20 protein-coding genes are annotated in these 20715 nt (G+C 72.6%); 6 read left to right on the top strand and 14 right to left on the bottom strand.

Annotated features, from left to right (window positions below):
- Together BZZ08_RS19695 and BZZ08_RS19690 are read right to left on the bottom strand one after the other, a co-directional pair.
- A partial coding sequence (locus BZZ08_RS19695) for a serine/threonine-protein kinase (RefSeq protein WP_133169213.1) occupies nucleotides 1–940 on the bottom strand: 940 nt, incomplete at its 3' end.
- Between the two features lie 68 nt (nucleotides 941–1008).
- On the bottom strand, nucleotides 1009–1416 hold the full coding sequence (locus BZZ08_RS19690; protein ID WP_104633570.1) for a VOC family protein: 408 nt from the start codon (nucleotides 1414–1416) through the stop codon (nucleotides 1009–1011).
- Nucleotides 1417–1506: 90 nt separating this feature from the next.
- On the opposite strand from BZZ08_RS19690, the gene BZZ08_RS19685 reads away from it, so the two are divergent.
- Nucleotides 1507–2523 (top strand): helix-turn-helix transcriptional regulator, encoded by a 1017-nt coding sequence (locus BZZ08_RS19685; RefSeq protein ID WP_104633569.1) that lies wholly within the window; start codon nucleotides 1507–1509, stop codon nucleotides 2521–2523.
- A 7-nt stretch (nucleotides 2524–2530) separates the two neighbouring features.
- Here the strand turns inward: BZZ08_RS19685 and BZZ08_RS19680 are convergent, their stop codons facing one another.
- Both BZZ08_RS19680 and BZZ08_RS19675 read right to left on the bottom strand, forming a co-directional pair.
- Complete coding sequence (locus tag BZZ08_RS19680) at nucleotides 2531–2893, bottom strand: DoxX family protein (protein WP_104633568.1); 363 nt, start codon at nucleotides 2891–2893, stop codon at nucleotides 2531–2533.
- Nucleotides 2890–3414 carry a cupin domain-containing protein gene (locus BZZ08_RS19675; protein WP_104633567.1) on the bottom strand — a complete coding sequence of 175 codons (525 nt, stop codon included), beginning with the start codon at nucleotides 3412–3414 and terminating at the stop codon, nucleotides 2890–2892. Before BZZ08_RS19675 ends, BZZ08_RS19680 begins: the two co-directional genes overlap by 4 nt.
- Nucleotides 3415–3494: 80 nt before the next feature.
- Here BZZ08_RS19675 and BZZ08_RS19670 point away from each other — a divergent pair, with 80 nt between their 5' ends.
- Complete coding sequence (locus BZZ08_RS19670; protein WP_104633566.1) at nucleotides 3495–4358, top strand: LysR family transcriptional regulator; 864 nt, start codon at nucleotides 3495–3497, stop codon at nucleotides 4356–4358.
- 294 nt (nucleotides 4359–4652) lie between these two features.
- Nucleotides 4653–5558: an alpha/beta fold hydrolase gene (locus BZZ08_RS19665; RefSeq protein ID WP_104633565.1), complete on the top strand. Its 906-nt coding sequence runs from the start codon at nucleotides 4653–4655 to the stop codon at nucleotides 5556–5558.
- Between the two features lie 79 nt (nucleotides 5559–5637).
- Here BZZ08_RS19665 and BZZ08_RS19660 read toward each other — a convergent pair whose 3' ends face one another.
- Entirely contained in the window at nucleotides 5638–6240 is a 603-nt protein-coding gene (locus BZZ08_RS19660; RefSeq protein ID WP_104633564.1) for an O-methyltransferase, read from the bottom strand.
- A gap of 42 nt (nucleotides 6241–6282) precedes the next feature.
- Here BZZ08_RS19660 and BZZ08_RS19655 point away from each other — a divergent pair, with 42 nt between their 5' ends.
- A complete protein-coding gene (locus tag BZZ08_RS19655; RefSeq protein ID WP_104633563.1) occupies nucleotides 6283–7044 on the top strand; it encodes a TioE family transcriptional regulator in 762 nt (253 codons plus the stop codon).
- 160 nt (nucleotides 7045–7204) lie between these two features.
- The gene (locus BZZ08_RS19650; RefSeq protein WP_104633562.1) at nucleotides 7205–8608 is read left to right on the top strand and encodes a condensation domain-containing protein; all 1404 of its coding nucleotides are present in this window, start codon (nucleotides 7205–7207) and stop codon (nucleotides 8606–8608) included.
- Here BZZ08_RS19650 and ccsB read toward each other — a convergent pair.
- From ccsB to hemL, 7 genes are all read right to left on the bottom strand, one after another.
- Nucleotides 8590–9732: a c-type cytochrome biogenesis protein CcsB gene (ccsB, locus tag BZZ08_RS19645; protein ID WP_104633561.1), complete on the bottom strand. Its 1143-nt coding sequence runs from the start codon at nucleotides 9730–9732 to the stop codon at nucleotides 8590–8592. The genes BZZ08_RS19650 and ccsB overlap by 19 nt on opposite strands.
- The gene (gene resB / locus BZZ08_RS19640; protein WP_198601577.1) at nucleotides 9729–11489 is read right to left on the bottom strand and encodes a cytochrome c biogenesis protein ResB; all 1761 of its coding nucleotides are present in this window, start codon (nucleotides 11487–11489) and stop codon (nucleotides 9729–9731) included. Before resB ends, ccsB begins: the two co-directional genes overlap by 4 nt.
- Before the next feature lie 3 nt (nucleotides 11490–11492).
- Nucleotides 11493–12263 (bottom strand): cytochrome c biogenesis CcdA family protein, encoded by a 771-nt coding sequence (locus BZZ08_RS19635; RefSeq protein ID WP_052839381.1) that lies wholly within the window; start codon nucleotides 12261–12263, stop codon nucleotides 11493–11495.
- A gap of 1 nt (nucleotide 12264) precedes the next feature.
- Nucleotides 12265–12930 (bottom strand): TlpA family protein disulfide reductase, encoded by a 666-nt coding sequence (locus tag BZZ08_RS19630; RefSeq protein ID WP_104633560.1) that lies wholly within the window; start codon nucleotides 12928–12930, stop codon nucleotides 12265–12267.
- Between the two features lie 66 nt (nucleotides 12931–12996).
- Entirely contained in the window at nucleotides 12997–14298 is a 1302-nt protein-coding gene (locus BZZ08_RS19625) for a hypothetical protein (RefSeq protein WP_104633575.1), read from the bottom strand.
- A 192-nt stretch (nucleotides 14299–14490) separates the two neighbouring features.
- Nucleotides 14491–15192 (bottom strand): histidine phosphatase family protein, encoded by a 702-nt coding sequence (locus tag BZZ08_RS19620; protein ID WP_104633559.1) that lies wholly within the window; start codon nucleotides 15190–15192, stop codon nucleotides 14491–14493.
- Nucleotides 15189–16505: a glutamate-1-semialdehyde 2,1-aminomutase gene (gene hemL, locus BZZ08_RS19615; RefSeq protein ID WP_104633558.1), complete on the bottom strand. Its 1317-nt coding sequence runs from the start codon at nucleotides 16503–16505 to the stop codon at nucleotides 15189–15191. Before hemL ends, BZZ08_RS19620 begins: the two co-directional genes overlap by 4 nt.
- 307 nt (nucleotides 16506–16812) lie before the next feature.
- Between hemL and BZZ08_RS19605 the strand changes: the two genes are divergently transcribed.
- On the top strand, nucleotides 16813–17439 hold the full coding sequence (locus BZZ08_RS19605; RefSeq protein ID WP_174256425.1) for a hypothetical protein: 627 nt from the start codon (nucleotides 16813–16815) through the stop codon (nucleotides 17437–17439).
- A 111-nt stretch (nucleotides 17440–17550) separates the two neighbouring features.
- Here BZZ08_RS19605 and BZZ08_RS19600 read toward each other — a convergent pair whose 3' ends face one another.
- Together BZZ08_RS19600 and BZZ08_RS19595 are read right to left on the bottom strand one after the other, a co-directional pair.
- Nucleotides 17551–18804, bottom strand: a complete 1254-nt coding sequence (locus BZZ08_RS19600) for an MFS transporter (RefSeq protein ID WP_104633557.1) — start codon at nucleotides 18802–18804, stop codon at nucleotides 17551–17553.
- Nucleotides 18801–19952 (bottom strand): PLP-dependent cysteine synthase family protein, encoded by a 1152-nt coding sequence (locus tag BZZ08_RS19595; RefSeq protein ID WP_104633556.1) that lies wholly within the window; start codon nucleotides 19950–19952, stop codon nucleotides 18801–18803. The genes BZZ08_RS19600 and BZZ08_RS19595 overlap by 4 nt, the downstream gene beginning before the upstream one ends.
- Between the last annotated feature and the right edge of the window lie 763 nt (nucleotides 19953–20715).

Below are 20715 nucleotides of genomic sequence, written 5' to 3'. Positions count from 1 at the left end.
GGTCGACGCGGGTCCGCGCATGCGTCGGGGGCGCGGCGGGCGGCGGGACGATCCGGGTGGGCACGGCGTCCGCGCGGGTCGGACGCACGGCCGGCGTCCACTGCTGGGCGTGCGGCAGGGCCGTCGCGCTCTCGCCGCCCAGCGGGCCGATGCGGGCGAGGATCTCGCGCGGGGCGGGCCGGTGGGCCGGGTCCTTGGCGAGGCAGTCGGCGATCAGGGAACGCAGCGCCGGGTCGGCGACGGCGTCCACGTCCGGGGCGTTGTGCACCACGCGGTAGAGCAGCGCGGGCGTCGGTCCGGCGCCGAAGGGGTTGGTGCCGGTCGCCGCGAAGGCCAGCACCGCGCCCAGGCAGAACACGTCGCTGGCCCAGGTGACCTCGTCCCCGTTGACCTGCTCCGGGGACATGAAGCCCGGGGAACCCGCCATGTGCCCGGTGCCGGTGAGGGAGTCGGCGTCGACGCTGCGCACGATGCCGAAGTCGATGACGCGCGGCCCGTCCTCGGCGAGCAGCACGTTGGAGGGCTTGAGGTCGCGGTGGACGAGGTGCGCGGCGTGGATCGACACCAGCGCCTCGGCCAGCCCGGCGGCCAGCGTGAGCACCGCCTGCGGTTCGAACGGCCCCCGCTCGGCCACCGCCTGCTCCAGGGACGGTCCGGCGATGTAGCTGGTGACCAGCCAGGGCAGCGCCGCGTCCGGGTCGGCGTCGACGACCGGGGCGGTGAAGGCGCCGCTGACCACCCGGGCGGCCTGGACCTCGCGTCGGAAGCGGTCGCGGAACTCCGGTCGGCGCAGCAGTTCGGCGTGCACCACCTTGACCGCGACGAGCCGGCCTCCCGGGGACCGGCCGAGGAAGACCCGGCCCATGCCGCCCACACCCAGCCGGCTCAGCAGCCGGTACTCCCCGACGGAGCGCGGGTCGTCCGGCTCCAGCGCTGACACAGATCCCTCCCGGTCGCTCCCGGCGTGCGGTCCTCGCCCCTGCGGGCGGGTCCAGCATAGGGGGGCGGTCAGCGGGCGACGTCGGCGAACTTCTCGACGGCGGCCGGGGTGACCGGGGTGAAGAAGTTGACCAGGTTGCCGTCGGGGTCGCGGAAGAGGAGCGCGCGGTTGCCCCAGGGCATGGTCGTGGGCTCCTTGACGAACTCCGCCACGAGGCCGGTCAGGTTCCGGTGCACGGCGTCCACGTCGTCCACCAGGAACTCGATGATCACGCTGCGGTTGGCGGCGGGGTGGGCGGAGCCGGGGGCGAAGAGCGGCACGGTGCGGGTGCTGCCGATCGCGAGGGTGCCCGAGGGGGTGCGCAGTTCCGCGAAGTCCTCGGTGGCCCAGGTCGCGCGCAGCCCGGTGGCGCGCTCGTAGAAGTCGACGAGGCGGGCGACGTCGCCCGTGATGACGCGGATCGAGACGAGATTCATCGGTTCACTCCTGTGCGGCGGGTGCTGTCCCTCGCACGCTAGGAGCAATACCGGTCACAATCCGGCCGGTATCGGCGGCAGACTTGGGGCATGTCCCGTCCCGTGTCCCGTGTGCTCACCCTGCTCGAACTGCTCCAGGCGGGCGGGGTGCGCACCGTGGCCGAACTCGCCGACCGGCTCGGCGTCGGCGAGCGCACGGTGCGCCGGTACGTCGACCACCTCGTCGACCTCGACGTCCCCGTGGAGTCGGTGCGCGGCCGCTACGGCGGCTACCGGCTCGCCCCCGGCCACCGCATGCCCCCGCTGATGCTGACCGACGACGAGGCGCTGGCCGTACTGCTGGGCCTGGTCGCCGGGCGGCGGACGGGGATCACCGCGGCGGCGGGCACGGCGGGCGAGACGGCGGCGGCGAAGGTCCGGCGGGTACTGCCGGAGCGGCTCCGCCACCGCCTGGACGCGGTGCTCGACTCCCTCACCTTCACGACCGTGCCGGCCGGGTCCGCCGCCCCGGAGGCCGCCGTCCTGCTTCCGGTCGCCGACGCGGTGCGCCATCACCGGCCGGTGGCGATCCGGTACACCGGCGGCCGCGGCGGGGGCGGCGAACGCACCGTGTATCCCTACGGGCTGGTCGCGCACGCGGGCCGGTGGTACGTCACGGGCCGGGACCTCTCGGCCGGTGCGGAGCGCACGTTCCGCCTCGACCGCGTCAGCGGCGCGAGGATCCTGCCCGGCACCTTCGAACCGCCGCCCGGACCGGGCCCGGCGGAGCGCGTACTGACCGCGCTGGCCACCGCGCCCTACCGGCACGCCGTGGCGGTACGGGTCCGGGGCACGGCCGAGGAGATCCGCACCCGCCTGCCGGCCGGCGTGGCGATCGTGACCGCGGACGACGGCGGGGGCGGCGCCTCCGGGAGCGGAGGGCCGGGCGGTGGCGAGCCCTGGTGCCGGGTCGAGATGCGGGTCGAGCGGCTCGACTGGGTGCCGGGGGTGCTCGCCTCGCTGGACCGCCCGTTCGTCGTCGAGCGGCCGGACGAGCTGCGCGGTCTCGTCGCCGACCTCGCGGGCCGGCTCCTGGAGGCGGCCCGGCACATCCCGCCGGGTGGCTGACGCCGGGTCACAGCCAGGTCGTGGCGAGCCCGACGGTCACCGCGGCGGTGGCCAGCAGGGTGAGGTTGAGGGCGACCCGCCGGTCCCCGAGGCGCAGGTGGACCCCGGTCGCGCCGATCTGCAGGACGACGAACCCGACGGCCGCGGCCAGGGCCAGCCAGGGCGCGACGCCGGTCAGCGGCGGAAGGACCAGCCCGGCCGCGCCGAGCACCTCGACCACCCCGACGGCGCGGACGGCGGGCATCGGTGTGCTGTCCACCCAGGCCATCATCGGCCGGAGCCCGTCCCGGCTCCGCACCGCCTTCAGCGCGCCTCCGTAGAGGTAGAACGCGGCCAGGAGTCCGGCGACGATCCAGTACGCGACGGTCACGACCCGGCGCCCGGGGCGAAGTCGCCGGCGGGCTCGGTCGCGTAGCGGCGCATCGTCCGCAGGCTCTCCCGCGGGGTCGGGGTCCGGCCGTCGGCGTACAGCTCGCTGAGGTCTCGGAAGTACGGGACGTACAGGTCCGGCGTGAAGGTGCTGAGCATGCGGGCCGGCTCACCGGTGGTGTTGGCGAAGGTGTGCGGTGCGCCGGGCGGGACCATCACGAGCGTGCCCGCCGTCGCGTCGACGTCCTCGTCCCCGACGGTGAACCGCACCGTGCCGGAGATGACGTAGAAGCCCTCGTCGTGCCGGGCGTGACGGTGCTGGGGCGGACCGGGGGTGTGCGGGGCGAGCACGGACTCGGCCATGCCCAGGCGGTGGCCGGTGTGGCTGCCGTCCTCCAGGACGCGCATGCGGGTGGTGCCCAGCAGGATCGTCTCACCGTCGTCCGGTCCCACCACGGAGACGGCTGGGTCCGCGCCGGGACGGGGCGGCTGGGGCTCACTGTCGAGCGGTGCGTCGGTCATGGCCCGATTCCACCGCCGGAGCACCGCGAGCGTCCAAGACCCGTTCCGCGCAGGCGATACCGCACGGGTATCGTCGCAGGATGGACCGGTTGGAGCTGCGTACGCTGCGCTACTTCGTGGCGGTCGCCGAGGAACTCCACTTCGGCCGGGCGGCCGTCCGGCTGCACATGAGCCAGCCGCCGCTGAGCCGGGCGATCAGGGCGCTGGAGACGGACTTCGGCGCCACGCTGTTCCACCGCACCGCCACCGGCGTCACCCTCACCGGGGCCGGGTCGGTACTGCTCGACGAGGCGCGCGCCCTGCTCGACCGGGCCGACCGGGTACGCGCGCGCGTGGCCGGCGCGGCCGGTGCCGCGACCCTCACCGTCGGCATCCTCGGCGACAGCGCCGACCCGGACGTGGTCCGGCTGGCCGACGCCTACCGCCGGCGCCACCCGCACGCCGAGGTCACCGTCCGCGAGACCGACCTGACCGACCCCACCTGCGGGCTGCACGCCGGACTGGTCGACGTGGCCCTCACCCGCGGCCCCTTCGACCCGACCGGCCTGACCACGCGCACCTTGCGCACCGACCCGGTGGGCGCCCTGCTGCGGGCCGACGATCCACTGGCCGGCCGCGCGAGCCTGACCCCGGCCGAGCTGGCCGACCGCCGCTGGTTCCGGTTCCCGGAGGGCACGGACCCCCGGTGGCAGGCGTACTGGCACGGCGGGGAGCCGCGCACCGGGCCCGTGGTGCGTACCGTCCGCGAGTGCCGGCAGGCCGTCCTGTGGAACGGCACGGTCGGCATGACCCTCGTCGGCCACGTCCCCGCCGAGGGGCTCACCGTGGTCCCGCTGACGGACCTGCCACCGAGCCCGGTGGTGCTGGCCTGGCCCCGGACCGGCCCGAACCCGCTGGTCCGCTCGTTCGTCCGGACCGCGATCGCGGCGTACGACGCCTCCTAGGGGGTGTCGTCGCGCACGCCGGTGCCGCTCGTCGCGCGCCGACCGGCGTCTGATGGCGCGAGGCCAGGAGACGCCCCCGTGCCGTTGCTGAGGACGCTGGTCTGGGCCCGGACGGGGCGTAGGACGGGGCGGTTGTCCCCCGGGGGAGCTACGGACAGGTGTCCACCGCGGGGTGACGACCCGGGACCGGCGGATCCATAGAGTCCTTCTCAGTCGCCGAGCACGACAGGGCGACCGAGAAGGCTCCCCCCACCACCGCGTCCCCACCCCGCCCTTGCCCACTGGAGGCCCCCCGTGTTCCGCACCCTCGCCAAGGCGACCGCCGTGATCGCCGTCGTCTGCACCGTGGCCGGCGCGGGACTCGTCCTCCACGAGGAGTACGGCGACGACGACTCCGGCGCGAAGGACACCACCGCGTCGGCGGGGGCCGCCTTCACCGGTACGAAGAAGATCCGCGTCGACGGCCACTCGGTCAACGTCTCCTGCTCCGGCCACTCGGACGCCGACCGGCCCCTGGTGCTGCTGATGCCCGGCGGCGGCGAGGGCCTGGCCAACATGGCCCCCTTGCAGAAGTCGCTGAGCACGTCGGACCGGGTCTGCTCCTACGACCGCCTCGGTGAGGGCGGCAGCGACAAGCCCGCCCCCGACGCCCTGCAGACCGTCAACGACGCCGGCGTCCTGCTCACCAAGCTCCTCGACCGGCTCGCGGGCGACCGTCCGGTCGTCCTGGCCGGACACTCCCTGGGCGGTTACCTCGCCGCCCGCTACACCCCCGACCACACCGACCGCGTCAAGGGCCTGGTGCTCCTGGACGCCACCGTCCCCCACCTGACCCGCGACATGAACCGCACCATCCCCGCCGACGTCACCGGCCCGGCGGCCCAGGTCCGGGACGGCGCGATCGCGGCCAACGAGGGCCAGAACCCGGAGCGGTTCGTCATCGCCGACGGCCCGGTCCACTCCGCCGGGGACATCCCCGTCGAGATCCTCAAGCACGAGTCCCAGTACGCCGAGGTCCCCGACTACGGTCCCGCGCTGGAGAAGATGTGGGCCAAGGGCCAGCAGGAGTGGCAGCGGCTCTCCACCGACGCCGGGCTCACCACCGCCAAGGGCAGCGGTCACTACATCCACACCGACCGCCCCGACCTCGCCCTCAAGGCCGTCCAGAACGTCACCGGCCGCGCCGCCGAGGCCCACTGACCCCCGCCGGGCGAACACCGCCCCCACAGACCGGCCCTGGGCCGTGGCTTCCCCCGCCACGGCCCAGGGCCTCCTCCCGTCAGCCCCGCAGCCGGGTGCCGACGATCGCAGCCAGGTCCGGGGCCAGCCGGAGTTCCGTGGAGTGCAGGGCCGGGTGCTCCAGCCAGTGCGGCCGGGGCCGGTCGGGGGCGCCCTCGAAGCGGGGCGGCCAGGTGGTGGCGGGGGTGAAGTCGTCGACCACCAGGGTGCCGCCGGGGGTCAGCAGACGGGCCGGGTCGGCGGCGCCGTCGCCCTTGGCCTGGCCTCCGCCGTCCAGCACCAGCAGGTCGTACGGGCCGGACTCCTCGACGCGGCGCCAGTCTCCGTGGCGGATCTCGACCTCCGGGTGCTCCCGGAAGACCTCCCGGGCGACGCCGGCCCGTTCCGCGTCGCGTTCGACGCCCATCAGCCGGGTTCCCGGGCGGGCGCCGGAGGCCAGCCAGGCCAGGCCCACGCCGCAGCCCGTGCCCGTCTCGGCGATGGCGCGCGGTGCTCCCGCGGCCAGCAGGTGGAGCAGCCGGCCCTGTTCGGGGCGGCACGAGTGGGCGAAGGCGTGCGCGCGGGCCGCCGCCACGGCCCGGACGACCAGCGCCGGCAGGGTGCCGTCGCCGTCCTGGTAGGCGTCCGTCCCCTGAAGCGACATGCCCGCATTATGGCTCCGTCGTCCCCGCATAGGCTGCGCCGGATGAGGAACGGCGAGCGGCGTCTGCGTACCGTCGACCTGGCCCGGACGGCGGGACTGTCGACACAGCAGGTCCGCAACTACGAGGACGCCGGTGTCCTGCCCCCGGCCGGGCGGACCGACGCCGGGTACCGGGTCTTCGGCGAGCGGCACCGGGACGCGCTGCTGACGTACCGGGCGTTGCAGCCGGGCTACGGGGCGGTGACGGCGGCACGGGTCATGCGGGCGCTGCACGGCGGGGACGTGGCCGCCGCCCTCGCCCTGGTGGACGCCGCGCACGCCGCGCTGCACGAGGAGCGGGTGTCGCTGCGGGCCGCCGGCGAGGCGCTGGAAGCGCTGACGGGCCGGGAGACCGCCGCGCCACCGCCCCGTTCCGGTGACGCACCGCACGGCCCGCACGGGCTGCGCATCGGCGAGGTGGCCGCCCTGATCGGCGTACGGACGTCCGCGCTGCGGGTGTGGGAGGAGGCGGGGCTGCTCGTGCCCGGGCGGGAACACGGCACCGGGTACCGCGTGTACGGGCCCGCCGACGTGCGGGACGCGCGGGTGGTGCGCGCACTGCGCCGCAGTCACCACCTCTTCGACCGGATCCGGCCCGTCCTGGAGGACCTGCGGCGGGAGGGGAGCAGCGAGGCGCTGCGGGCGGCGGTCGAGGCACGCGGACAGGCCCTCACGGCGCGGACGCGGTCGATGCTGGCCGGTGCGGGCGCCCTGCACGCGTACCTGGACCGGAGTGACGAGTGGAGACCGGAGACCGGAGAGTGAAGGCCGCACGGGGGAAGGGTGAAGGGCCCCTCGCCCCGGGGCCGGATCGGCGTTCGAGAGGCCATCCGTTCCGTTGAACAGTGCCGACACACCAGGTGCGCGGCCGCAAAGACGGCATTCCCTTGGTCGGGTCTGTACATCTGCGAACGGAGACCCTCTCGTGCGAATGACCGACATCCAGCGTTGCGAGATCCGGCCCGGACGCCTCGTCGAGTGGACGCTCAGTCCCGCGACGCTCGACATCGCCGCGGCGCTGCCCGAGGACACGCGGCCGCCCGCGTACATCCAGGAGTCACACATCCGGACGGCACGGTCGGTGCGCGAGGACGGGCTGTTCGTGCCGACCTGGCTCGGCGCGGCCTTCGACATCCCGGGCCCGGTCGACCTCGACGTGCTCCAGGAGGCGCTGCGCGCCTGGACCCTGCGGCACGAGACGCTGCGCAGCGGGTTCCGGTGGGGCGGCGAAGGCGGGGACACGATGCGCCGGTTCACACTGGACGCGGACACGGTGGCCCTGCACCGCGAGGACGTCGGTGACTTCCCGGACGCGGCGGACCTCGCCCGGCACCTCCAGGACCGCTTCGACCTGGTCGCGGACGCGCTGCGCTGGCCCAACCTCATCTACACGGCGGTGGTCCGCGACGACGGCGTCAGCGTCTACATGGCCTTCGACCACAGCAACGTCGATGCGTACTCGATCTACCGCATCCCCGCCGAGGTCGGCGAACTGTACGCCGCGGGCGTCGCGGGGCGGACCGTGCCGCGGCCCCGGGTCGGCTCCTACGTCGACTTCTGCGAGGCCGAGCGGGCGGACGCGGACCGGATCGACGGCGACCACGACATCGTCGCCCGGTGGCGGGAGTTCATCCGGCGCTGCGACGGGCGGCTGCCGTCCTTCCCCGTCGACCTCGGCGTCCGGCCCGGCGGCCCGCTGCCCGAGCAGCGGCTGCTGCGCGAGCCGTTGGTGGACGCGGCCGACGCCGCCGCGTTCGAGGCGTACTGCCGTCCCTACGGCGGCAGCCTGGTCGGTGTCCTGGCCGCGACCGCGCTGATCGTCCACGAGATCGGCGGCGAGCCGGTCTACCGCACCGTCGTGCCCTTCCACACCCGGTCGCGCTCCCAGTGGGCGGAGTCCGTCGGCTGGTACGTGGGCGGCGCGCCGATCGAGGTCCCGGCGGACCGGGCCCACGACTTCCCCAGCGCGCTGCGCACCGTCCGCGCCGAACTCCAGGCCAACCGGCGGATGTCCCGCCTGCCGATCGACCGGGTGCTGCGCCTGCTCGGCACGGACTTCCGGCCGACCTCACCCGACCTGTACTCGATCGTGTCGTACGTCGACGCCCGTGACGTCCCCGGCGCGGACAGCTGGCCGGACCGGACGGCGTACGCGCTGCTCCGGGTCTCCTACGGCGACCAGGTGTGCGCCTGGGTGACCCGGCTCCCGGAGGGCCTGTGGTTCGCCAGCCGCTACCCGGACACCGACGTCGCCCACAAGAACCTGCGGCTGTACGTCGAGCGGCTGCGGGACGTCGTCACGGGCGTCGGTCAGAAGCCGACCGACTGAAGCGCGCCGAGGCCCACGTCCGCGTAGGAGTGCTTGCCGGAGACGAAGATGTTGACGCCGTAGTAGTTGAACAGCCAGCAGCCGAAGGCGACCAGGGCCAGGTAGGCGGCCTTGCGGCCCTTCCAGCCTGCGGTGGCGCGGGCGTGCAGGTAGCAGGCGTAGGCGACCCAGGTGATGAAGGACCAGGTCTCCTTGGGGTCCCAGCCCCAGTAGCGGCCCCAGGCGTCGCCCGCCCAGATCGCGCCCGCGATGATCGTGAAGGTCCACAGCGGGAAGACGGCGGCGTTGACGCGGTAGGCGAACTTGTCGAGGGAGGCGGCGGCGGGCAGCCGGTCCAGGACGGAGGCGGCGAAGCGGCCGGGGGTGCCGCCGGAGGCGAGCTTGTTCTCGAAGCTGTCCTTGAAGAGGTACAGGATCGTGGCGACCGCGCCGACGTAGAAGACCGCGCCGCAGAAGATCGCCGTGGAGACGTGGATGTACAGCCAGTACGAGTGCAGGGCCGGGACGAGCTGGTCGCTGGCGGTGTAGAGGACCGTGACGGCGAGGCCGAGGTCGAGCAGGACCGTGGTGGTCAGGGGCAGGCCGAGCCAGCGGACGTTCTTCTTCAGGGCGAGCAGCGCGAGGTACACGCCGACGGCGACCGTCGTGAACGTGATGTTGAACTCGTACATGTTGCCCCACGGCGCCCGCTCCACCGACAGGGCGCGGGTGAGGACGCCGCCCGCCTCGATGGCGAAGGCGAGCACCGTGAGCGAGATGGCGACCCGTCCGTACAGGTCGCCCTTCTCGGTGCCGCCGTGCGCGCCGGGACCGTCGGGCACGTCGCGGGTGCCGCTCGCGGACCGTACGACGACCGCGGGGCGCTCCAGTACGGCGGTGCCGCCGGCCTTCTTCACGGTGACGGCCGGACCGGCCTGGGCGCCGGCCTTGGCCGCGGCCGTCTCGTCGGTGAGCGCGGCGGCGGTGCGGCCGACCTTGCTGCGGCTGCCGAAGAGCCACTCGGCGATGTACGCGAAGAAGGCCAGTGTGTAGACGGCCATCGAGGAGTAGATCAGTGTGTTGCTGACGTTCGCGAGATGCTCGTTGGTCGCGGCGGCCAACTCGGTTGCGGCGGCGAGAGTCACTTCTCAGCCCCTTCGGCAGGTACGACGTGGGTGTCGGGGGAATCGGGGGTGTCGTCGTTCTCGGGCGCGCCGGCGGAGTCGGGCGCGCCGGGTGCCTGGTCGTACAGGACGCCGGCGAGATCGCCCAGTTCCTCGGGGACCTTGGCGGACTCGCTGCGGCCGAGGCCGGCCATCTCCACGACGGTGACGCCGTCGGCGCCGCGCACGGCCCGCACCCAGACGCGGCGGCGCTGGATGAACAGGGAGCCGGCCAGGCCGAAGATGGCGACGACGGCACCGCCGAGCGCCCAGCCGCTGCCGGGCTGCTGCGTGACCTGGAAGCCGGCCCACTCCTGGACGCCGTTGAAGGTGACCGAGCCGGCACCGTTCGGGAGGGTCATGGTGTCGCCGACCTTGAGCTGCTGCTTGAACAGCTTGCCGTCGGAGCCCTTGAACTCCTCCAGGTTGGTCTTGTCGAGCTGGTAGACGCTCTGCGGGATGCCCGCGTCGACGCCGAGGTCCCCGTGGTAGGCGGAGAGCGCGAGCATCGGGTTGAGCAGCGCCGGGAAGGTGGAGAGCATCGTGCTGCCCTTGCCGCCGTAGGTCGGCAGGAAGAACGCGTTGAAGCCGAGCTGCTCCTTCTCCCCCTTGGCGTTGCGGTAGCCGTCCATGACCTTGACGGCGCCGGAGGAGGTGACGTTGCCGTCCAGCGGCAGCAGGGCCACCGCCTGCTTGTCCATCACCACATCGCCCTTGGCGTCCTTGACGGTGAGGATGGGGGCGTAGCCGTGGCTGACGAGGTACACCTTGGAGCCGTCGATGTGCAGCGGCTTGTTGACCTCGACGGTCTTCGACTTCTCGGCGCCGTCGGCACCCTCGCTGTAGGTGACCTTGGCCTCGTAGATGCGCGGGGTGCCGCGGTTGGGGCCGGTCGCCTCGTAGGTGCCGTGGAAGTCCTTCAGGGTGAAGCTGAAGGGTGCCAGGTCGTGGTCCGCGTCGAAGAGGTTCCCGGACTTGAAGTCGTCGTACTGGGTGAGGGTGTTGGAGAAGCCGTCGCCCTCCAGGACCAGCTTGTTGCCCTCGTACTTGAACAGCTGGCCCCAGGCGAAGGAGGTCAGCAGCACGATCAGCGCGATGTGGAAGGCGAGGTTGCCGACCTCCCGCAGGTAGCCCTTCTCGGCCGCGACGGCGTCACCGGCGGCGTCCGCGCGGAAGCGGCGCCTCTTCAGCAGCTTCAGCGCGGCCTCGCGGACCTCCTCGGGCTCGGCGCCGGTGCGCCAGGTGGTGTAGGCCGGCAGCCGGTCCAGGCGCCGGGGGGCGCGGGGCGGGCGGCCGCGGAGCTGGCCGACGAACTGCCAGGTGCGCGGGACGATGCAGCCGATGAGGGAGACGAACAGCAGGATGTAGATCGCGGAGAACCACACCGAGCTGTAGACGTGGAAGAGGCCGAGCTTGTCGTAGACCGGCGCCAGGATGTCGTGGTTCTGGCGGAACTCCTCGACCTTCATGGCGTCGATGCCGTCCTGCGGGATCAGCGACCCCGGGATCGCGCCCAGCGACACCAGCAGGAGCAGGATCAGCGCGACGCGCATCGAGGTGAGCTGGCGCCAGAACCAGCGGGCCCAGCCGATCACGCCGAGCGAGGGGAGGTTCGGGGCCTCCTCCGCGGGGGCGGTGGACAGCTGGGAACCGGCGGCGCCGAGGTCCCGGTCGCCGCCGTCGTCCTTCGGCTGCTTGCCGGGGCCGGTCCCGGGGGTGGTTTTCGAAGTGGTGCTCATCGGTCAGATCCCCACAGTGAAGCCGTTGGACCAGGTCTGCATGTCCTGCACGATGCTGTCCCACGCGCCGGTCAGCAGCAGCACGCCGGTCGCGATCATCATGGCGCCGCCGATCCGCATCACCCAGACATAGTGGCGCTTGATCCAGCCGAAGGCGCCGAGCGCCTTGCGGAAGGCGATCGCGGCGAGCACGAAGGGCACGCCGAGGCCGACGCAGTACGCGACGGTCAGTATGGCGCCGCGGCCGGCGGTGCCCTGGTCGGCGGAGAGCGCGAGGACGGACGCGAGGGTCGGACCGATGCAGGGCGTCCAGCCGATGCCGAACAGCGCGCCCAGCAGCGGCGCGCCGACCAGGCCGGTCACCGGGCGCTTGTGGAAGCGGAACTCGCGCTGGGTGAACCAGGGCATGAGGCCGACGAAGAAGACGCCCATGAGGATCATGAGCACGCCGAGCACCTTGGTCAGGGTGCCGCGTTCCTCCTGGAGCGTGGAGCCGAAGTAGCCGAAGAGCGCCCCACTGGAGACGAAGACGGCGGTGAAGCCGAGGACGAAGAGGGAGGCGCCGGCGACCATCCGGCCGCGCCGGGCCTCGCCGAGGTCCGTGCCGGTGACGCCGGTCACGTAGGAGAGGTAGCCGGGGACGAGCGGCAGGACGCAGGGCGAGAAGAAGGAGACCAGGCCGCCGAGCAGGGCGATGGGGAGGGCCACGAGGAGGGCGCCGTTGAGCACCGTGCCGTTGTAGCCCTCGGCGGCGAGGGTGGTCACTGCGGACACGTCACTTCTCCGGCTGGAGGTACGGGGCGAGCATCTTGCGCAGCTTCTCCTCGCTGAGCGCCTGGAGCGTGCGCGCGGCGACCTTGCCGTCCCGGTCGATGACTAGCGTGGAGGGGACGGCCTGGGGGTTGAGGGTGCCCTTCTCGAAGCGGAGCATCAGCCTGCCCGCCGGGTCGTACAGGCTCGGGTAGGTGACCTCGTAGTCCTTCTCGAAGGCGCGCGCCGGGCCGGTGGAGGTGTCGCGCGTGTTGATGCCGACGAACTGGACGCCCTGGTCCTTGACGTCCTGGTACACCTTCTCGAAGTTCTTGGCCTCGGCGCGGCAGGGCGGGCACCACGAGCCCCAGACGTTGAGGACGACGACCTTGCCCCGGTAGTCGGCGACGTCGAGCTGTCCCCCGTCGACGGTCTTGCCGGACAGCTCGGGGGCGTCGGCCCGCTCGCCCCTCTTCGCGGTGGCGATGCCGTCCGAGCCGGTGATGAAGCCCGTCTGGCCGCCGCCGCCCGAGGTGCCGCCGGAGCTGCACGCGGACACCAGCAGCGCCGCGGCGGCCGCGCCGACGGCGGCCCGGACGGCCCCGACGGCCCGGCTACGGGCGCGGACGCGGACGTCGGCGGTGCGGTTCGAGCGGTTCGAGCGCAGGGGGGCGCGGCTGGCGGCACTCATGTGAAAAGTTTCGCATGTCCGTTCCGAGGATCTTGCGCACCCCCCTCGCGGCCGGAAACCCGCATTTCAGGCGGCGCTCCCGGAGGGTGTCGAGCCCGCGGAGGAGGTGTCCTTGAGGAAGGCGTTCCAGCCGCCGGTGGGCTGCTGCCCGACCTCGACGTTCCGCAGCTTGGCCAGCACCTCCGGCTTCTGCACGTCCATCCAGTCGGTGAACTGGCGGAAGGAGACCAGCCGGATATCCTCGCCCTTCTCCTTCTCCCGCGCGATGTGCTTGAGCGTGTTCTCCACGGCGTCCATGTAGATGCCGCCGTTCCACTCCTCGAAGTGGTTTCCGATGAAGAAGGGTGCCCGGTTCGTCTCGTACGCCCGCTTGAAGCCGGATATGTAAGCCTTCGTGGCCTGTTCGCGCCAGCCCGGGTAGTTGTGGGCGGGGGCCTTGGTGGAGTTCACCGACTGGTTGGCGAGGATGTTGTAGTCCATCGAGAGGACCTCGAAGGAGTGGCCGGGGAACGGTATCTGCTGCAACGGGAAGTCCCAGACGCCGTCCTTCTTCACCGGCCACACCTGGCGGCCGCCGGGCGAGGAGGCGTCGTAGCGCCAGCCCAGCTCGCGGGCGGTGGGCAGCAGGTTGTCCTGGCCGAGCAGACAGGGCGTGCGGCCGCCGACGAGTTCCTTGTCGTAGTCGAAGGGCAGGGCGGGCAGGTCGGTCCAGCCGCTGTTGGTCTTCCACTCCTTGACGAAGGATTTCGCCTGGTCGATCTCGCTGCGCCATTGCGCGGACGTCCAGTTGCCGACGCTGCCGCCGCCCCCGCAGAAGTGGCCGTTGAAGTGGGTGCCGATCTCGTGGCCGTCCAGCCAGGCGCGGCGGACGTTCTTCAGCGTCGCCTTGATGTGCTCGTCGGTGAGGTAGCCGATGTCGGAGGCGCCGCGCGGGTTGTTCGGCGGGTCGTAGAGGCGCTTCTTCGACTCGGGCAGCAGATACAGGCCCGAGAGGAAGAACGTCATGTGCGCGCCGTGCTCCTGGGCGAGGTCGAGGAAGCGCGGGAAGAGCCCGTTGCCGACCTCCCCCGCCCCGTCCCAGGAGAAGACGACGAACTGGGGCGGCGTCTGGCCGGGCTCCAGCGGCACGGGCGCGTCCGGCTGGTGCGGCTGCTTGCCGGTGTACGACGTGGAGCCGTCGCCGATGGGCTTCGCCGGGGCCTTGCCGCTGCCGGAGGGCGACGGTTTCCCGGCGTCCCCGGCCTGGTGCGAGCCGTCCGACGAGGAGTGGGTACCGGTGCCGCAGCCCGCGAGCCCGGCCGCCGCCGCGGCTCCCGCGCCGAGTCCGAGTATCCCCCTGCGGGTGAGAGTGCGGTTGGAAGTGCGCATCGCAACCTCGTTCGTCGCGTCCTTGGTGGTCACTGGGTGAGAGGACGCGACGAACGTGCGGGTTCCGGAAATTTGTGCGGGTTGGGTAACAACCGACCGCGGCCGGCCCACAGGAACGATTCCGCGGCGGCGGAACGGACCGGGGTGGAGCGGACCGGGCCTGGGCGGACCGGCCGTCAGACCCTCAGGCCCTCAGGCCCCGTACGCCTTCCCCTGCCCCTTCACGGGCCTGGCCCCGGCGAGGAGGTGGGCCGGGACGAGGTCGCGGGCGGGCTCGGTGTAGCCGACGGACACGATCCGGTCGCCCCGGTAGGTGAACGTCGTCAGGGACGCCAGCGTGCACTGCCGCTTGCGCGGGTCGTGCCACAGCCGCCGCCGCTCGACGTACGACCGCAGGATCCAGATCGGCAGCTGGTGGCTGACGACCACGGCCTCGTGCCCGCGGGCCCGGTCGCGGGCGGCGTCGATCGCGCCCTTCATCCGCACGACCTGGTCGACGTACGGCTCGCCCCAGGACGGCTTGAACGGGTTGACCACGTGCTTCCAGTTGGCGGGCCGGCGCAGGGCGCCGTCGCCGATGCCGAAGGTCTTGCCCTGGAAGACGTTGGCGGCCTCGATGAGCCGCGCGTCGGTGTCGAGGTCGAGCCCGTGCGTCTTGGCGATCGGGGTCGCCGTCTCCTGCGCCCGCTCCAGCGGGGAGGCGACGACGTAGGTCACGTCGCGGGGCGCGAGGTGCTCGGCGACCCGCTCGGCCATGCGCCGGCCCAGCTCGGAGAGGTGGTAGCCGGGGAGCCGCCCGTAGAGGACGCCGGTGGGGTTCTCGACCTCGCCGTGCCGCATGACGTGGACGACGGTCAGTTCCTCGTCGCGGTCGTGGGTGCCGTGGTCGCTCATGCCGTCGCCTCCGCTGCCGCGCGGGCCGCCGCCGGGAGGGCGTCGGCGATGCGCTGGACGGCCCGCTCGTCGTGGGCGGTGGACACGAACCAGGACTCGAAGGAGGACGGCGGCAGGTAGACGCCCCCGGCGAGGAGGGAGTGGAAGAAGGCGGTGAACCGGAACGACTCCTGCGCCTTGGCGTCCTCGTAGTCGCGCACCGGCCGGTCGGTGAAGAACACGGAGAACATGTTGGAGGCCGTCTGCACCGTGTGCGCGACGCCCTCCTTGGCGAGCGCCTCGGTCACGAGCGACTGGATCCGCGCGGACACGGCGTTGACGGTGTCGTACGCGGCGTCGTCGAGGAGCCGCAGCTGGGCGAGCCCGGCGGCGGTGGCGACCGGGTTCCCGGAGAGGGTGCCGGCCTGGTAGACGGGCCCGGCCGGGGCGAGGTGCGCCATGACGTCGGCGCGCCCGCCGAAGGCGGCGGCGGGGAACCCGCCCCCCATCACCTTCCCGAAGGTCATCAGGTCGGGAACGACCCCCTCCACGCCGTACCACCCGGCGCGGCTGGTCCGGAACCCGGTCATGACCTCGTCGGACACGAACAGCGCGCCGTTGGCCGCGCAGGCGTCCTTGAGCCCCTGGTTGAACCCGGGCAGCGGCGGTACGACGCCCATGTTGCCGGGCGACGCCTCCGTGATCACGCAGGCGATCTCGCCGGGGTGGGCGGCGAAGGCGGCGTGCACGGCCTCCAGGTCGTTGTACGGCAGCACGATCGTGTCGCTCGCCTGGGCTCCGGTGACGCCGGGCGTGTCGGGCAGCGCGAAGGTGGCGACGCCGGAGCCCGCGGCGGCCAGCAGCGAGTCGACGTGACCGTGGTAACACCCGGCGAACTTGATCACCTTGGTGCGCTGCGTGAACCCGCGGGCGAGCCGGATGGCGGACATGGTGGCCTCGGTCCCGCTGGACACGAGCCGCACCTGCTCCAGCGGCGCGACCCGCTCGACCATCGCCTCGGCGAGTGCGACCTCGCCCTCGGCGGGCGTACCGAAGGACGTACCGCGGGCCACGGCCTCCTGCACGGCGGCGATCACCTCGGGGTGCGCGTGCCCGAGGATCATCGGCCCCCAGGAGCACACGAGGTCGACGTACTCACGCCCGTCCGCGTCCGTCAGGTACGGCCCGGTGCCGGACACCATGAACCGGGGCGTGCCGCCGACGGCGCGGAAGGCGCGCACCGGGGAGTTCACGCCGCCGGGCGTGACGGCCGCCGCGCGGTCGAACAGAGCCTGCGAGGCCGGTGCTTCGTATGGATATGCCAGTTCGCTCATGACCTGCGACTTCTCCGACCTTCTCGACCTTCTCCGACGTATCGGACCCTGCGCGGCGTCAGGTTGCCCAGGGTGACTTCGACAAGGGTAGACAACCGCCCCGAACGCCGTGCCGTCTGCCAGACTGGAGCCCATCCACGCAGCTCACCGGGACGGCGCGGGCGCGGCTCCCGGCCGTCCCGCACACACATGACGGACATATGTTTCAACGCACGTTTCGGCGAGCGGCCGTGGGGGAGGTCACTGACACGATGATCGGGTTGCGCGGCGGGGGCCACGCGTCCTAGAAAAGCAGTCGGGTGGAGATATGCATCGCGGTGGCGGACTGGGCGAGGGGACCGATGACCTGGGTCCTCGACGTGCCCGGCGGGGAAGGCACCGACGCGAGGCGGATGAAGCGTCCGAAGCACGTCAGACACACGGCACACCGGGCGAGCCCGACCGGCTCGACGGGCGGGCCGGCCGGCTGGGGGCGGGGAGCAGGAATGGTGGTCGGGTGGGGGTGACCTACAAGTACTTCGGCGCGCCCGACGGAGCGACCGCGGCCCGCGTCCCGATCTCGATGCGCCCCGAGGAGCTGGGCGGCGACGAGCTCGGGATGAACGGCATGTTCACCAAGATCAAGCCGGAGACCATGGCCGCCATGGTCCTCACCGGCATCGAGGGCGTCCCGCTGCACAAGGTCCCCCCGCTGGAGCTGGTCGTCCTGCACCCCGACTACGCGGTCGTCAAGCTCCCGATGACCGTCGTCGACCCCCTGCGCGGCATCGGCGAGGAGGCGGTCGGCGCGGCGGCCTTCATATGGTCCACGGTCCCGGACCGGGGCGGCCCCCGGGACGCGTTCAACGTGTACCAGCTGCTGCACGAGTGGCAGGACTTCAGCCATCGGTTGCATGAGGCGGGGCATCAGCCGTACTGCCTGGTGTGGCCCTGAGCTGGGGTTTTGTAGCGGTCGGGCGGGGTCTTCGGGCCTCGCCCTTTTTCGTGCCGGGCAGGGGCCGTCGGGCGACCGGGTCCATCGGTGCCCCGCGGGTGTGTCCGCGCGTCATGCGGGGGCAAGGGGCGCCGCTGCCCGCGCGGTCAGGCGCCCGCTGCGTGCCAGGGAGGCGACGGACGCCGCGCAGGCCAGTCCGGTCGCGGCCAGGGAACACCACGTCAGCCAGAAGGCGCCCGCGCGTGCGGCGAAGTCCCACAGGGCTCCGGTGGCGAGGTTGCCGAGGGTGATGCCGAGGCCCGAAACGGTGTTGTACAGCCCGTAGTGGGTTGCCACGAGCCGGTTGCCCGAGAGCGTGACGACGGTGTCCATTTCGAAGGGATAGACGACGGCACCGCCGACGGCCAGGAGAGCCACGGCCAGGACCAGAGCGGTGAGTACGGCGGCGGGAGCTTCGGGTGGCGCGAGTGCGAGCGGCACGAAGGCCGTTCCCATGGCGGTGAGTCCGCGGACGAGGGCCTGAGCGGGGGTCCAGCGCCGCTTCGCCCAGCCGGTGAGCCGGAGCTGCCCGACCACGGCGACCGCGGCGGAGATGACGAAGAGTCCGCTGGTCGCCCAGGTGCCCTGCGCACCGAGGACGTCGGCCGCGACCAGGGGCAGTGCCAGGTAGACCTGGAAGGTGAGGACGTAGGAGCCGATCATGGCGAGGGCGAAGAGGAGAAAGGGCCGGTTGGCCACGACCGTGCGCCACTGCGTCAGGACGTCGCCGGGCGTCGCGTCGGGGGCATCGCCACGGCGGGCGGGCAGGGCACGCCACTGCAGGACGGTCAGCAGGGTGAAGATCGCGGCCGCGACCGTGCAGACGAGCCGGAAGTCGGCGGCCAGCAGGGCCAGGCCCACCAGGGGGCCCAGAAGCATGCCGGCCTGGTAGTAGACGTTGAAGGTGGCGAAGGCGTCCACCCGTCGCTCGCCGGCTTCGGCAGCGAGGTAGGCCCGTACGGCGGGATTGAACAGGGCACCGGCGAAACCGGTGGCCGCCGAAGCGGCGAGAAGGGCGGGCAGGTTGTCGACCCGGCCCAGCAGGCCGAAGCCGACGGTGCGGAGCAGGCAGCCCGCCATGATCGGGGCCTTGTAGCCGTAACGATCGGCGATGGTGCCTCCGATGAGGAACATGCCCTGCTGGGAGAAGTTGCGGACGCCCAGGACGAGTCCGACGGCCCAGGCCGCCAGCCCGAGCCCGCCGGCCAGGTGGGCCGCCAGGTAGGGCATCAGCATGTAGAAGGCGAGGTTGATGGCGAACTGGTTGGCCATCAGCAGCCGGATCGGGGCAGGGAACGAGCGGGATTGCTGCCACAAATGTTTCATCGTGCGACTCCTACGGTCCTGTCTCCCGCGTCCTGTGCGCCGGCGGGGGCCAGGGGGTCGGTGACGTGGGTGCAGCGCGTCCAGCGGGTCACCACCCGGTCTCCCGGACGGACGACTTCCTCGGGGTCGTCGGCGGGTGGGTCGTCGAGCAGACCGTGCTCACGGCAGTAGGCGTCGTCGAAGACCGTGCCGACGTAGCGCTGCGGGCCGTCGGGGAAGATCGCGACGATCCGGTTCTCGGCCGGCAGGGTGTGCGCCGCCCACCGGGCGACGAGCGCGACCGCGCCGACGCTCCAGCCCCCGGTGGCGTAGTGGTCACGGGCCAGCCTGCGTGCCGACCACACCGCTTCCGGCGCGGCGACCCAGTGGACCTCGTCGAACAGGTCGTAGGCGACGTTGCGCGGATGGATGCTGCTGCCCAGTCCCCGCATCAGACGGGGTGCCGCGGGCTGTCCGAAGATGGTCGAACCGCAGGTGTCCACCCCCACGACCCGCAGGCGGGGGAAGAACCCACGCAGGACGGAGGCGATCCCGGCGGAGTGGCCACCCGTGCCGACGGACACGACAAGCGTGTCGATCCGGCCCAGCTGGGCGACGAGTTCGTGGGCGAGCGGAGCGTACGCGGCCACGTTCTCCGGGTTGTTGTACTGATCGGGGCACCAGGCGTCGGGACGGGCGGCGAGGAGTTCTTCGACGCGCTGACGCCGTGCGCGCTGCCAGCCTCCACTGGCGAGCGGGGTGTCGACGAGGTCCACGACGGCCCCGTATGCCGTGAGGAGTCCCGTCAGCAAGGGTTCCATGCCGGGGTCGGTGACGACGGTGACCGGATGGCCGTACGTCGCGCCGGCGAGAGCCAGGCCGAGACCGAGCGTGCCGGAGGAGGACTCGACGATGCGGGCGCCGGGCAGGAGCTGTCCGCGCTCGCGGGCGGCTCGCACCATGTGCAGTGCGGTGCGGTCCTTGATGCCGCCCGGGTTGTGGCCCTCGATCTTGGCCCAGAAGCCGCGTCCCGGTGCGGTGAAGGGAGCCCCGATGTGGAGGACGGGCGTGTTGCCGACCAGGCCCGCGGGAGTGTGTGTCGGGCACTTGGCTTCCGGGAGCGACTGCGTCGGCGCAGCCAGGACAGACGTGCAGGTCAGGTGTTTCATGGCGTGGTTCTCCGGCGGCCGGTGCCGTGAACAGCGACAGGCCGCATGTAGCGGGAGGGTGGAGGCGATCGACGAGTGGGCCGCGGCCGGGTAGAGGGCCGCGGTACTTGGTCGATCAGGTCCGCCACACGCCGAGTTGGGACCGCGTCTGTCCCGTGGACGAGCCATTTGGCCGGCGAGCCGACGGGTGCTCGCCTGCCCGTGGGGCCGACGGCTGGGTGCAGGGGGGTGCTACGCGGAGGACGTTGAGGGCTGGGCCGTCGCCGAGGGGGATGTCGCGCGAGGGCTGCACCGTGGGTTCGTCCAGATCACAACACTGTGACGGGTGATCATGTGTCGGCGCGCTCCGCGGCAGAGCGGTCTGCGCGTCGGCCGGTTCCGGTGCGTGCCCCCAGAACACTCCTGCGCTGTGAGCGGTTTCGGCCCGTGCCATGCCGGTCGCGGCCGGCCCGTGCGCGCAGGCCAGCAGGTGCACCAGCACGGCAAGCAGCACGACCAGCGGCGCCGCGGTGCGCGCCACGGGCCGAGTGCACGGCAGTACCGACCAGACAGACATCAACACGGACTGTAACGGCTCGCCTGCGTGCGGTCGCTGCGTTCCGACCGGCCGTACTGAGATCCGGGTGGCACGCTCTCCGGGTCGGACGCGGCCGGGACGTCCGCATGTGCGGCCCGACGCGGCCTCGGCCTCACGGCGCATCCGAGTGCTGCCGATCACCGGATCGGGTGAGTCCCCTCACCACCTGGGCGAGCGGCGTGCCCG

The sequence above is a fragment of the Streptomyces sp. MH60 genome (assembly GCF_002939385.1).
Taxonomy (GTDB): Bacteria; Actinomycetota; Actinomycetes; order Streptomycetales; family Streptomycetaceae; genus Streptomyces.
This window is presented reverse-complemented; position numbering and strand designations above follow the sequence as displayed.